The following is a 13,291-nucleotide window of genomic DNA, read 5'->3' as shown; positions in this document are numbered from 1 at the left end:
TTAATAAAGACCGTAAAATTCAAGATTTTTGCATGCAACTACTAGAATTTCAAGCAAAAGAGCTATTTCGAGAATATGGAATTAACCTTCTAGACAGCATTTCATCTACAAATATTGAAGAAGGCAGAAAGCATGCAAAAGAGTTAGGATATCCATTTGTGATTAAAATTCAGGTTCCAGTAGGAGGAAGAGGAAAGGCAGGAGGAATCCAAAAATGCCAAAATGACGATGAATTTGAGATAAAATATCCCCAAGTAATGGATTTGACAATAAAGGGAGAAAAGGCAAGGGCAATTCTCCTCGAAAAGATGGCAGATATCAAAAAGGAATTGTATCTTTCAATATTTTTGAATCGTTCAAAAAGATGTTACACAATTATTGCATCAGCTGAAGGTGGCGTTGAAATTGAATCAGTAAAAAATCAGATTATCAAAGAGATAGGATTAGGTGAAGTTTCAGATGAACTTGCAAAAGAAGTTGCAAAAGAAATGGGACTAGAAGGAAAACCTGCAGAAGGCGTTGTAGATACTTTGAAAAAATTATCAAAACTTACAATTGAAAAAGAAGCAGAACTTGTAGAAATTAATCCACTTGCAATTATGCAAGACGACTCAATAATGGCACTAGATGGAAAATTTGTTACAGATGATAACAGTAACTTTAGACATCCAGAGTTAGAAAAGTATCAAGAAAAAACAGCAATTGAAGAACAAGCTGAGAAGAGTGGATTTTCATTAGTAGAATTAGATGGAGACATTGCAGTTGTTGGAAATGGTGCAGGATTAGTAATGTCCACATTAGATATGTTATCAGACAACGGAGGAAAACCAGCATGTTTCTTAGATGTTGGTGGCGGTGCAACAACTGAATCAGTTTATGAAGCATTGACTTTGATCAGCAAATTAGATAGAGTAAAAGGAATTCTAGTAAACCTCTATGGAGGAATTGTAAAAACGACAGTTGTAGCTGAAGCATTTCTAAAAGCATATGAGGACAACGTAATTGACTTGCCAGTATTTTCTAGACTAAAGGGAACAGAATCAGAAAAAGCAACAGAGATGTTGCAAGGTTCTAGAACCAAAATTTTTGGTACTGTTGAAGAGGCAATTAATGCAGCAGTAATGGGAGTAAAGAATTGACAGATATTTTTGCACTACTAAAAGGCAATCCAGGAGATCCTGATTATGAGAAGAAAGGAGTAATCGTTCAAGGAATCACAGGAGCATATGGTTCACTTCATGCAAGAAACATGATAGCATATGGAACAAATGTTGTTGCAGGAGTTACACCAGGGAAAGGAGGTCAAAAATTCGAAGACAAAGTTCCAATTTACAATACAATGAAAGAAGCAGTTGATGCAACAAATGCAAAAATTTCAATTGTCTTTGTTCCAGCAAAGTTCTTCCTTAGCGCTGCAAAAGATGCACTAGAAGCAGGAATCAAACTATTAGTTGCAATTCCAGAACATGTTCCAGTCAGAGATACAATGGAAGCACTAGAGATTGCAAAACAAAAAGATGCAGTAATCATTGGACCAAATACACCAGGAATCATGATTCCAGAGATAATCAAAATTGGAATCATGCCACCAATGCCTTTCAAAGCAGGAAAGATTGCAGTATTATCAAAGAGTGGGACATTACTTTATGAAATTTCAGATGCATTAACTAATGCAGGATTTGGACAATCAATTACAATTGGCATTGGAGGAGACCCAGTAAACGGAACAAGACTCATTGATGCATTTGACATGGTAAAAGACATTCCAGATTTGGAAGGAATGGTAGTAGTAGGAGAGATTGGAGGAGACTCTGAAGAGATGCTAGCTCAGAGAATTATCGATTCAGGATTTAACAAACCAACTGTTGCATATATTGCAGGAAGAGCAGCACCTAAAGAAAAGAGAATGGGGCATGCAGGAGCAATTGTAATGGGAACATATGGTTCAGCAGAATCCAAAGTTTCAATGTTTAACAAGGCAAACATCCCAGTAGCAAAAAGACCTGCTGAAGTACCTGTTTTATTAGCAGGAAAAATGGAAAAATCCGATTAGATTAAAAGAGAGAGATTTAGGAGAGAATCAAATGCCAATCACAGACCCAGAAAAGAAACGAATTGCACAACAAGCCAGACTTGTCATGAGAATTTGTTTTAATTGTGGATGTAGAAATGACATTGACGCTACCAGATGCAGAAAATGTAGAAATCCATACTTGAGATTAAAGAACAGAAATCTCGGTGTAAAGAAATAGAATTAGAAATTCATCAATCGTTGTCGATAATCTACAATTGCAGATTTTATATCAGAATTGTATCTCATTACAAAAGATTTAGCCAAATCAGGATTGTCTAACTCTTCTAAAGAGATCTGTAGATCATCAGGTAATTGCTCATTCATTTGAAAGAGAATTTTTGCTGCATCAGTGTATTGCCCAAGATTTTCAGCATACTCAAAGGCTAACTTCATTCGGTCAATTAATGCATCAAATTCCTGTAAAGACATGATAAGATTTTCAGAAAATAGTACTAAAGGCAGAGGTTATTACAAAATATCCAAAATCTAAAGACAAAAAAGCTTGTAGTTTTGTAATTTTGTTGGACCGGTCGTCTAGTTTGGTTTGGATGACGCACTCACACTGCGTAAGGGAATAATTCCCCGCAAAGGTCGTGGGTTCAAATCCCATCCGGTCCATCTTTTAGATTTTAAGGACTGTCAGAGTTACAGAACGTAGATGGTTTGGCTTAAACATCAAATACTGTCTACCAAATATAGACAATGTATGAAAATTATTTTTTAGACATCTTTTTTGTTTTATGAGCTATTTTAGCACCCATTTTTGCAGTTTTTAATTGCTTTACAACAGTTAATCCAATTTTCAAGAATTTGAAAACTGAAAAAACAGGAATTAGAACTAGCATCGTAATATCAACCCAGTATTTTTTGATGAATTTTTTTGGATTCTTTGTTTTTTTGTATTTTAAAGTAAGATCTATTATCAACAAGACAACAAGGGGCCAAATCAAAATATCAAAGAAGAACTTCCATTCATAAGAAATCAGAATTATTGGTTTAGTCAAACCAAACATAGAATAATCAAATGCCAGTACGCCTACAAAAAATATTGTTGCAATTACTAAAATAGAAAAATCTAAGATCTTGTAAAACATGATTTTATTTTTTGATCAGGCTATGTTGAGTTTTCATTTTATTATTCCTTCAATTTGCTTTCCTTAAAAACATCAGAGCCATACCAGCAATATCGAAAGTAATCAAGACACCATTCATGAAACATTGGATCATCGCTGTAAAGCATTTCTGTTATGTCAGATTCACCATCAATAGTAGGAAACATTACACATGCCTCTTTTTCATTTAATACAAGAACTGTTTGAACATTAGATTCCATCTTACGTTCTACAAGTCCTTTTTCAATGAGTTTGTCAAACCCCAATTTCTTAAGAAGTGATTTTCTTCCCTTTGGAATAACAATATTTTCAGCAAAAATATACTGAAATCTTATTCCTTTTTTTACTCTCTTTATCAAGGGTTCAATAAGATCCAAGGGAACTTCAGAAAGCATCTCGTAGATGTACTCATTGGCATTTTTGTAGATCGACTTCCATTGTTCTAAAGTTTTTGAGACACCCTTTATGTGATGAGCTGAAGCTAGTTGTCCTGTCCTCATGATGAATTTTGTTGGAATGTTTTCAAATGTATGATCCTCAAAATATTTTCTATTTCTTGAAAGAAATACAAGTGATGGGACTTGGGTACACATTGTTTTTCCAAATGTGGTCAAGCCAAACTTACCATCAGTTCCTTTTTCAATCAGTCCAGTCTCTTCCAGTCTTATGAAATTTCTATGAACCTCTTGCTTGGTGGAGTTAATTTCTTTTGCAAGAAACGTAGGAGTTGAACGCTTAAGTAAAAGTTGAAAAAGAATTTCCAGTCTTTGAGAGCTTGCCAGCTCTAAAAAATTCTCTGCTGTTTCATCATAGAGATCACTCATAGTTTTTTCTCTCAGGTTATAGTATAAAAAACAAAGTTAAATCACACAGTTATTGGAGATTTTGAAGGGCACTGATAATGGATGGGATTAGTTATGATCTGCTTGCAGTTATTGCATTGTAATTCAAATGGCTGCTGACAATCTTTACAGTATTCTTTAACATCTAGTTCAATTCCACATTTTCTACAGGAATCAAATCGCAATGTAAAGCACCTCAGTTACAGCGAGAAGTTGTGGAAAAAAGCCCACAATCCCATACTGGTCTAGGGTAGAGAGTTCTCGCATACAGGAATAAGGAGCTTAATTACAATATACATTAGTAAGCTAATTAGCTGACTGGTGTGCATTAGAATTTACCACACCCTATCTGTCTCTACAACTAATTACTATCATGAAAACACAACAAATCTCAAACTGGGATAAAATGGTTCATGCCCCATTCAAAAAGGTCATAAAATTCGATCTTATCTGTATGGCAATTGGTACAGTAATAGGAATGGGTGCAGGTGCCTACTTTGTTGCTAGCGGAATCTTAGGCTAGCAACAAAATTTCTTTTTTCTGATTCTTTTAGTTTTAACTCATAAACCAATATGGTTACAAAACATAGAGGTTCCAGAGTTTTCAACCCATCCTCGCTGAATCAATTTTTGTTTGGTTTCAAGGGTTACACATGCAGGTGAATCATCGTATTTCAAAATTAGTTCCAATCCATCATTGCATCGAACACTCGTAGAGAATCTTCCATTCTCTATCTGTTTTTTTGGACTCAAAAATTGAGAATCATACCCGTAGATTTCGCCACAGTACTGGTGAACATCATCTCCAAGTGTAAAGGTTCCAAGGAATTCAATGACATGTTCTCCAGGAAATAGATCCAAAGTGAAAATTCTACTAGAAGGAGTATTTTCAACCATCACAAAATGTTCTTCATCATCAATTAGCACAATTACTTCTTGGGAGTTACAGTCTTGGTCGACAGCATATACCAATTTTTTTGGGATTTCAATAGTAAGTCGATTATCTATTTCAGAGTAAACAGAAACTATCACATCAGGAGATAAACTATCTTTGCACATTTCTAGAACTTTTCCATCATTTATGGAATACTCTAATCGGACATCGTCATATTGTGAACATATGGTTGCGTCAACAAATTGCTCATCACAAACAAGAATATCATTTCCATAAATTGTTCCCTCATTTCTGAAAACCGCATCACATGCAATACTAATTGTTCCAAGATTGTTCAGAGTTCCATAATTTACAAATTCAGTATTTACTGTGATGGTGCCTTTGTTTTCAATAATTCCATGATTAATTAAATTGCCATCTATCGGACCTGCCCAACCATCAGGAGGAGTGGTATTGGATTCAAGTCCTTTAACATCTAAAAATCCTAAAATGTTTACAGTGACATCTTTTTCAATAATCAAATCATGATTAATTATGAAAAGTTCTTCAATGGTCATATCTGAATCAATAATTTCAGGAAGAATTGTTGCAAAGGATTCAGATGGAAAAAATCCCAAAATAACAAAAGTCAAAAGCATAACAAAAAATATCAATTTCACAAAAATTCTTTCGTTTGCTTGTATATGAAAATATTTTTGGTGTGATCTATGACCAATGGTGATACATTCCCTGAATAATCCTCTCTATACATATTGCAAAACCTAGCAGAATCAAGATTTCTGCATTTTCATCTACAAGTTCTAATGTAACAATCTTTTTTTCATCAGTTAGTGCCCCATTCAAGAAAGATCCTTGATCTGTTGAAATTTTGGCTATTGTTTTTTTTTGTAAAAACCCTTTTTTCTCAAAAATATGAATTTCATTACTGTTCACACTTTCTTTTGCAAAAAGCAACTGTTTGTTAAAATCTAATTGAAATTTGACAGTAAAGGTAGGACTAGTCTTCTCTCCAGACACATGTGCCAAAAATTTTTCATTTTCATCTTCTATAGTGAATTCAAGTTTTTTTCCCAGAGATCTTCCTTTTTGTTTGATATGCAAAAGTGGTTTGTCAGATGTTTCTAAAATTATATGTTCTGCGTTAGGCTCTGTTCCAGGTTTCAGAGTTGCCACAAGAGTGTCGTTAATGTTGAAAATCTTCCCACACCCATAGTTTTTGTTTTCTGCAAGTTTAATCAAATAGGTATGCCAAGATTCATTTGAGAAATCAGGATTGGAAACATCATTTTTTTCTATCCATTCAAAATTACAATCCATGCAATAATTTGTGGGGGCATTGTTATGGAAAATACATCCCCCCATCCTAATTTTACCAGATTGTATCATTTCTTGCATCTTAGAAGTGATTATCCACGGAGGACCATAGATGCAGTCTCCTATGTTTGAGCCATTACATTTAGGACAATCCATAGAATCACTTTACAATTTGCATGGAATTCAAAATTCTATCAAATGTTTCCTCATAGTAATCAAATTGATCTATTTGAGCTGTAACCCAAACATAGAGGATTTTGTCATGATTTGAAATAATTATAGAGTATGCATTCATGGGCATCAAAGTTTCAGGATCTGCATATTCAATTTTAAATCTATATGCTTTTGAATCAATATTATCTAATTCGATAGGTCCTTCAGAGATAAAAAAGGAATCAGATTCTACAACATATGATTCATTTAACCAATCACGTTCAAGGATGATTTCTCCATTCCAACCAACACTATTGTGATCATAAGAAAAAATCTGAATGAAAGGATCCCCATCAGACCGACCTTTAAAAATGTCTAAGACTTCAGTATCATCTTCAAACATTGAATCTTGAGTTTGCCAATGTTCAGGATACATTATCGAGATCCCAACATGATTTTGATTATTTTTGTGAATTAGAGGAGAATCATCATGTTCGTCAAGCGGTTGAAGATCAGTAGTATTTTCTGAAACAGTTGATTCATGGTTTGCAACACTAACAATTCCATTTTTTACCAAGAATTCTATTGCATTAAGATACTCGTCTTCAGAAATCTGTCCACTAGCCCACCATTGAGTCTGAGTCTTTACCCATTGTGGAATTTCTTGATTTGAACTAGTTGATGCTTGTGTTGGAACTGAAATTATCTTCTCTTTTATCAAATATGACAGTCCGCTCTTAAAGTCAGTCTCACCAATCTGTCCTTGAGTCCACCACTTTGCGTTGTTTTTGACCCAATCAGGAACCCTCGTACTTTTTTCTAGTTCTTCTGTAAGTATTTTATCAGTTAATTTTTTTGCTTCTTGTTCAGAAAATAATTTTTCCTTTCCTATATTGTCAAGAATTTCTTCAGCATCATTTACGATTTCATCCCACTCTTCTGCTGTTAGAGATTCTTGTTTGCCCAAATTATCAAAAAATTCTGCTGCATTTCTGGTGATTTCATCCCACTCTTCTGCTGTAATGTTTCCTGCATGTGCAAATGAATATGTACCTACAATGTTAGTGCCTGAAATTAATTCTATTTCATAAATCCCATGTTCCCAACTCCCATTTTTTGAAATAGGAATAGAAAATGACCCATCGCTTTTTATTTTAAATTTTTGAGATACATTTCCAAAGGATGAAGTCCAAACATTTCCATTAGAATCGTATAGATAATACCACAATTCATCAATGTCGTTGTTTCCTATATTTCCTGAAATGATGATTTTGTCACCAGAATAATAAACTGATTTTTCAAACTTTGCAGAAAATGGAATTTCAGGTTCTATAATCTCAGGCACAGATGTACCAAAAATTACGTTCACAGTCTTACTGCCCATACCTTTTTTGTAATCAAAACTTGTTTCTACTGTTTTAGATTGGAAATTATAAGTTGCAGTAATCTTGTGTCTTCCTTCATAATTGAAAATATTACTCTCCAGAGTTTCTGTGAATGTCCCATCGGAATTCACATTTGAGTTCATCAAAGTTACTAGATTTCCATTTGGAGCTAGGATCATCAAAGTTACAGGACCCTTGTCTTCTCCATTAAAATTATTAATTTTTCCCGAAATTGTAATCGAGTCTTTTGTGGATTCATCAATTGGAGGAGTTTCTGTAACAGGTTTGTTTACCGATGAAGATTCTTTTGAAGAAATCCACTTATCATTAGAAGACGTAGTAGAAGTTGAGCATTTTTCAGATGCGATAACTTTTACAGATACCGAATCCTGACTAGCACGAAATGAACCCGATTTTACGGATCCTGTAAATGTTACAAGATAGTCTCCAGGAGGAGTAGTACATTTTGTATCAATCCAACCTATTGCTTTCATTGATTGCGGAGCTTTTGGAGGATCAAGAAGTTTTTCAGGTGTCACGACTTTTGAGGCCAATCCAGACACGTAGTATTGTGTTGATTGAAATGTGAGGGGAGGAGGATCCCCTATTAAGCTCGAAATTTTAACCCATACTACACCACGAACATTTTGTTCAACAGTCATAAAAGCAGGAACATCAACTTTGAAATCATAAAAATTTGAAGTCTGTTTGGGCGCTTTTACAACATACACGCATTGGAGTTTTCCATCACTCCATTGTAATTCTGAACCTGAAGGACAGCTTTTTGAGGTACTAGAACCGCCCGATGTATAACTAGAACCTGAATTTGCTTTTTGTGAAACATCAACTTCCCATCCCGAGGAATAATGTTTTCCTAAAGAATGAGGTATAGACAAACTAAGTAAATTGAGAGGATGTGAAGTAGATTGTGAAATATCGTCAACGATATTAGAACAAGGATAACTTAATGTAATTTTAGTTGGAAAAACGTTTTTCAATGTGAAGTGTAGATTGTTTCCAAGCAGTGTTCCACCAACGTTAAAATTAATTCGTTTTGTTCCTGTAAGTGCACAATTTTTAAAAGGTTCATCAGCATAGCCAGTCCTTGTCATTTTTACAATTGCTTCGCCCTTTCCATTAGTAATTTTATTTCCTGAATCGAATTTGTAAACAAACTGTCCAATTGCTTGATAAGAAAGTCCATTAAAGGTTCCCGATTTTGAGAATTTCACTAACCCTCCATTCATAGGAGTTAACATTTTTGACAAAGTTGCACCGCCAACTGATTTTGGAATTGGTTCAGAACATTTTGGATCAGAAGGAGATGAAACGAATGGTCCTTTGCCACTGTAACTACCACTAGTCGAAGCTAGAGTCTTTCCATTATGAGAAGATGTTGCAGTGTATTTTCCAGAAAAATACCAATTACTATCTGCTTTAGTACCTCGAGAATCAATGAACCTATCAGGAGGATTGCTTTGAACAGTTTCAGTTACTTTGGTTACTGTTTTTCCACAAGGGTCTTTGAAAATTATGTCAACTTCATGAATACTTTTATCATTTACCTTTCCCCAAAATCCAAGAACATGCCCTTGTTTTAGATCAGATGTAATAGACAGAGTGTTTTCAACCCAATATTTCTTGCACAGATCGCCACTACAAGAATTATGAGAAGCATCAACACTTTCAGTACTTGAAGCAAAAACCACCAGAGCAAACGCTATGAAAAGAATAGAAATTGTAAGGGAGTCACTAGTATTCGTAATATTGTTGCATAAAAGTAATTAATAAAAACTCCATAAAAATATCAATTATGAGATTTATGGTCATCAAAAAAAGTTTAAAATTATAAGTATTGTAATAATCACGGAACCAAAAAAAGAACCATTACAGTATCACTACCCATCCGGTCCACCTACTTAAAATTAGACAACATATCAAAAGAAACATGAAAGCCAGATTTCCAGGAAAATGTGTAGAATGTGGAGAGGCAATTAAAGCAGGAAAAGAGATTCTAAAAAACTCCAAAGAGCAATGGGTTCATGCATCATGTTCTGATTTAGAAGATGAATTACCATAGTATGAATTTGTAATAAATTTTTTAAGTAACTTTCAAAAAAGCTAGTCAAATGAGAACAAAATCAAGTATCTTTCTAGCAGTTATTGCATCATTTGCAGTTCTGATGTTCCCATCAGAGATAATTGCAGAAAGTTCTGAAACTACAACAATCACTCCAATCAATGAAGAGATCAGTTTACAAAAAACAGTCACAACAATGATTGTTCCAGAAGATAATACATTACCATGGGGATTTGTCACAGGCAGTCCCTCAGAATATGTTGAGAGACATCCAGTAATCATCCAGTTCTTTGATGAGGCAGATGACTTGGTGCATGTAGCCCAAGTAGATGTCAAAGGAGATGGTTCTTACGAATACAAGTTTAGAGTAACTAGTGTTGATGACAATGGAAATATGGAAAAAGCCTTTGAAGGCGAATATACTGTAATGATATACAGAGTAGTTCCTAACCAAAATCAACTAGTCTAAACACCCTTTATTTTTCACAGAATTCATATACTATTCAAGAAAATGTTAGCTAGAAAATGAGTAAAAATTTCTGGCATGACATAGAATCAGGAGCAGACATTCCTGAAATTATCAACGTAGTGGTAGAAATTCCCAAAGGTTCTATGAACAAATATGAATATGATAAAAAGCACAACATGATAAAACTTGACAGAGTTTTATTTTCACCATTTCATTATCCAGGAGATTATGGTCTAGTTCCTCAAACACTTTCTGAAGATGGAGATCCATTAGATGCACTAGTGTTAGTTACAAATCCAACTTATCCAGGTATTTTAATTGAAGCAAGACCAATAGGATTGCTTCAAATGAAAGATGCAGGAGACTTGGATGACAAAATTATTTGTGTGTCAACAAATGATCCTAGATATTTACACACTGCAGATATTTCAGATATTGAGGATCATTATCGTTCTGAAATTGCTCACTTTTTCCAAGTGTATAAGGACTTGGAGGGAAAAAAAGTAGAGATTCTAGGATGGCAATCAGCAAAAGAAGCAAAGGGTATAATTGTTGAATCAATCAAAAGATACAAGAACACTTTGAAGAAATTTTAACATGTCAAAAAAATGTAATCATTTTTTAGAAGAGAAAAAAGGAATAACACCAAACACAAAAAGCTGTGAAGAATGCGAAAAAGAACATCTTCCAATTGTGGCAATACGAATGTGTCTAACATGTGGGCACGTAGGATGTTGTGATTCATCCATTGGAAAACATGCAACAAAACATTTTGAAGAAACAGGACATCCAGTTATGAAAGCAATTCCAGGAGATATTTGGAAGTGGTGTTATCACCATAAAGAATACTATTAATTTTCAATATACTAGAAAATCATAGGTAGTTGAATAAAGAAAAAATCCACTGGACTTTTTGGGTAGGTATAGGATTTCTCATAGCAGGAGGTATAAGTTGGGGAATTTTACTTGCAGGAGAAGGTCCACCAAGTTACATTGAAGAGACCATAACGTATAGCTACGGCTGGATAATTTTTGGGATAGGTTTGATCATATATTCGGTAATTAGAAAAATTGCAAAATTCAGAGAAACTAAACCTTAGCACATTCATTTTTTAATAGTTAGAAAATTATGACTAGTAGATGTCTCAATATCAATTAGGAACGTGGGATCTTTCAGAATTAGCAAAGAATCCAAAAAGTCCAGCATTTCAAAAACAAATTCAAGAATTAGAAAATCAGGCAAAGAAATTTGAGAAAATCAAATCAAAACTAGACCCAAAAATGTCATCAAAGAAATTCATGGAGATGTTATCTCAGATAGAAGAAATTTCTGAAAAGATGAGCAAGATTGGCGGATATGCATCTCTTTCATATTCTTCAGATACTCAATCAGATGAGGCAACATCATTAATGACTAGAATGTCAAAATTAGGTTCAGATATTTCAAACAAGATATTATTTTTTGATTTATGGTGGAAAACTCAGATTGACGAAAAAAATGCAAAAAGATTGATCAAAGATGCAGGAGAACTTTCAGAATATTTAGCACATAAAAGATTGATTGCAAAGTATTCACTCAGCGAACCTGAAGAAAGAATCATCAATACATTAGATGTTACAGGAATTTCTGCACTTGTAAAATTGTACGACAAGATAACCAATGCATTTGAATATCAAATGAAAATTGGAGGCAAAACAAAAAAGATGACAAGAGAGGAATTGACAAATTATGTTAGAGATACAAATCCAAAAATTCGTGAAACAGCTTACAAAACAATTCTCGGGAAATACAATGAAAACAAAGGTGTAGTTGGAGAAATTTATCAGAATATTGTACTCAACTGGAAGGATGAAGGCATAGATATTCGAGGCTACAAGACACCGATTTCAATGAGAAATATTGGAAATGATGTAGATGATAAAACTATAGAATCATTACTTGCTGTTTGTAAAAAAAATGCTCCAGTATTTCAAAAATTCTTTGTGCAAAAAGCAAAGATGCTTAAAATGAAAAAGCTTAGAAGATATGACATCTATGCACCAGCTGCTGCAAATATTAAAGAAAAAAATTATTCATACAACAAATCAGTAAAACTAGTTTTTGAATCACTTGGAAGATTTAGTAGTACACTAGAAGATTTTGCAAGAAAAGTATTCAACGAAAATCATATTGATTCATCAGTAAGACAAGGCAAAAGAGATGGGGCATTTTGCAGCACACTAACACCCAAAATTACCCCATATGTCTTGGTCAATTTTACAGGAAAATCAAGAGATGTATTCACATTAGCACATGAACTAGGTCATGCTGTTCACAGTCAGGCAGCACAAGAAAGATCAATTCTAGTTCAAGATGCACCATTACCATTAGCTGAAACAGCATCAACATTTTCAGAATTATTGCTTTATGACAATATTTCAGATAAAATTTCAGATGATGAAAAGAAAATAATGTTATCTGAAAAAATTGACGACTTGTATGCAACAATTCTAAGACAATCATTTTTCACGATTTTTGAAGTTGATGCCCACAAACAAATCGGTGAAGGAACAACTATAGATGAAATTTCAAAAACATATCTACAAAATTTGAAACAACAATTTGGAAAATCAGTAGATGTTACAGATGACTTTGCAATAGAATGGAGTTGCATTCCACATTTCTATCACACACCGTTTTACTGCTATGCATATTCATTTGGAAATTTGCTTGCATTATCATTATTCCAAAGATACAAAAAAGAAGGCCGAGATTTTGTTCCAGCATACATAGACATTCTTGCAGCAGGCGGTTCAAAAAAACCTGAGAAACTCCTTCAAGAACACGGATTAGATATCAGATCTACCAAATTTTGGCAAGAAGGTTTTGATTATGTTAGCAAGCAAGTAAAAACACTCTCATCATTAAATTAGATTTTTAATAAATGGGGCTGACAGTCCAACGCAAGGACTGCCAGCTTGTTCCCC

General features: G+C 34.0%; 16 protein-coding genes and 1 tRNA gene. 11 read left to right on the top strand and 6 right to left on the bottom strand.

Going from position 1 to position 13,291, the window contains the following annotated elements; translation table 11 throughout:
- Nucleotides 1-32 precede the first annotated feature (32 nt).
- The 3 genes from Nisw_RS07845 to Nisw_RS07835 are packed head-to-tail and all read left to right on the top strand — an operon-like array spanning nt 33 to nt 2,252.
- Complete coding sequence (locus Nisw_RS07845) at nt 33-1,139, top strand: succinate--CoA ligase subunit beta (protein ID WP_141978017.1); 1,107 nt, start codon at nt 33-35, stop codon at nt 1,137-1,139.
- Complete coding sequence (locus Nisw_RS07840; protein WP_141978015.1) at nt 1,136-2,053, top strand: CoA-binding protein; 918 nt, start codon at nt 1,136-1,138, stop codon at nt 2,051-2,053. Before Nisw_RS07845 ends, Nisw_RS07840 begins: the two co-directional genes overlap by 4 nt.
- A 31-nt stretch (nt 2,054-2,084) precedes the next feature.
- Nucleotides 2,085-2,252, top strand: a complete 168-nt coding sequence (locus tag Nisw_RS07835) for a 50S ribosomal protein L40e (RefSeq protein WP_014963595.1) — start codon at nt 2,085-2,087, stop codon at nt 2,250-2,252.
- Between the two features lie 2 nt (nt 2,253-2,254).
- On the opposite strand, the gene Nisw_RS07830 is transcribed toward Nisw_RS07835, so the two are convergent.
- Nucleotides 2,255-2,503 (bottom strand): hypothetical protein, encoded by a 249-nt coding sequence (locus tag Nisw_RS07830; protein ID WP_141978013.1) that lies wholly within the window; start codon nt 2,501-2,503, stop codon nt 2,255-2,257.
- A gap of 94 nt (nt 2,504-2,597) precedes the next feature.
- Here Nisw_RS07830 and Nisw_RS07825 point away from each other — a divergent pair.
- Nucleotides 2,598-2,692 (top strand) — tRNA-Val (locus Nisw_RS07825).
- Nucleotides 2,693-2,787: 95 nt separating this feature from the next.
- Here Nisw_RS07825 and Nisw_RS07820 read toward each other — a convergent pair.
- Together Nisw_RS07820 and Nisw_RS07815 are read right to left on the bottom strand one after the other, a co-directional pair.
- Nucleotides 2,788-3,168: a hypothetical protein gene (locus Nisw_RS07820; protein ID WP_185736607.1), complete on the bottom strand. Its 381-nt coding sequence runs from the start codon at nt 3,166-3,168 to the stop codon at nt 2,788-2,790.
- Between the two features lie 41 nt (nt 3,169-3,209).
- On the bottom strand, nt 3,210-4,010 hold the full coding sequence (locus Nisw_RS07815; RefSeq protein WP_141978009.1) for a winged helix-turn-helix domain-containing protein: 801 nt from the start codon (nt 4,008-4,010) through the stop codon (nt 3,210-3,212).
- Nucleotides 4,011-4,401: 391 nt separating this feature from the next.
- On the opposite strand from Nisw_RS07815, the gene Nisw_RS09255 reads away from it, so the two are divergent.
- Complete coding sequence (locus Nisw_RS09255) at nt 4,402-4,551, top strand: hypothetical protein (RefSeq protein WP_185736606.1); 150 nt, start codon at nt 4,402-4,404, stop codon at nt 4,549-4,551.
- 38 nt (nt 4,552-4,589) lie between these two features.
- On the opposite strand, the gene Nisw_RS07810 is transcribed toward Nisw_RS09255, so the two are convergent.
- The 3 genes from Nisw_RS07810 to Nisw_RS07800 form a co-directional block, all read right to left on the bottom strand.
- A complete protein-coding gene (locus Nisw_RS07810; RefSeq protein ID WP_185736605.1) occupies nt 4,590-5,540 on the bottom strand; it encodes a hypothetical protein in 951 nt (316 codons plus the stop codon).
- Nucleotides 5,541-5,628: 88 nt separating this feature from the next.
- The gene (locus tag Nisw_RS07805) at nt 5,629-6,393 is read right to left on the bottom strand and encodes a hypothetical protein (protein WP_141978006.1); all 765 of its coding nucleotides are present in this window, start codon (nt 6,391-6,393) and stop codon (nt 5,629-5,631) included.
- A gap of 4 nt (nt 6,394-6,397) precedes the next feature.
- The gene (locus Nisw_RS07800; RefSeq protein WP_141978004.1) at nt 6,398-9,484 is read right to left on the bottom strand and encodes a hypothetical protein; all 3,087 of its coding nucleotides are present in this window, start codon (nt 9,482-9,484) and stop codon (nt 6,398-6,400) included.
- 239 nt (nt 9,485-9,723) lie between these two features.
- Here Nisw_RS07800 and Nisw_RS09475 point away from each other — a divergent pair, with 239 nt between their 5' ends.
- The 6 genes from Nisw_RS09475 to Nisw_RS07775 are packed head-to-tail and all read left to right on the top strand — an operon-like array spanning nt 9,724 to nt 13,237.
- Nucleotides 9,724-9,855, top strand: a complete 132-nt coding sequence (locus Nisw_RS09475) for a hypothetical protein (protein ID WP_255430760.1) — start codon at nt 9,724-9,726, stop codon at nt 9,853-9,855.
- Nucleotides 9,856-9,904: 49 nt separating this feature from the next.
- Complete coding sequence (locus Nisw_RS07795; protein WP_141978002.1) at nt 9,905-10,324, top strand: hypothetical protein; 420 nt, start codon at nt 9,905-9,907, stop codon at nt 10,322-10,324.
- Between the two features lie 56 nt (nt 10,325-10,380).
- Nucleotides 10,381-10,920, top strand: coding sequence for an inorganic diphosphatase (locus tag Nisw_RS07790; protein WP_141977975.1), 540 nt, complete (start codon nt 10,381-10,383; stop codon nt 10,918-10,920).
- A gap of 1 nt (nt 10,921) precedes the next feature.
- Entirely contained in the window at nt 10,922-11,179 is a 258-nt protein-coding gene (locus tag Nisw_RS07785; protein ID WP_141977973.1) for a UBP-type zinc finger domain-containing protein, read from the top strand.
- 29 nt (nt 11,180-11,208) lie between these two features.
- Nucleotides 11,209-11,424, top strand: coding sequence for a hypothetical protein (locus Nisw_RS07780; RefSeq protein WP_141977971.1), 216 nt, complete (start codon nt 11,209-11,211; stop codon nt 11,422-11,424).
- A 40-nt stretch (nt 11,425-11,464) separates the two neighbouring features.
- Nucleotides 11,465-13,237, top strand: a complete 1,773-nt coding sequence (locus tag Nisw_RS07775) for a M3 family oligoendopeptidase (RefSeq protein WP_141977969.1) — start codon at nt 11,465-11,467, stop codon at nt 13,235-13,237.
- The last annotated feature ends 54 nt before the right edge of the window (nt 13,238-13,291 follow it).

Origin of the sequence: Candidatus Nitrosopumilus sp. SW (assembly GCF_006740685.1) — an archaeon.
Lineage (GTDB): Archaea > Thermoproteota > Nitrososphaeria > Nitrososphaerales > Nitrosopumilaceae > Nitrosopumilus.
Note: the sequence above shows the minus strand (reverse complement) of the source record. Positions and strands in the feature narration are given on the sequence as shown.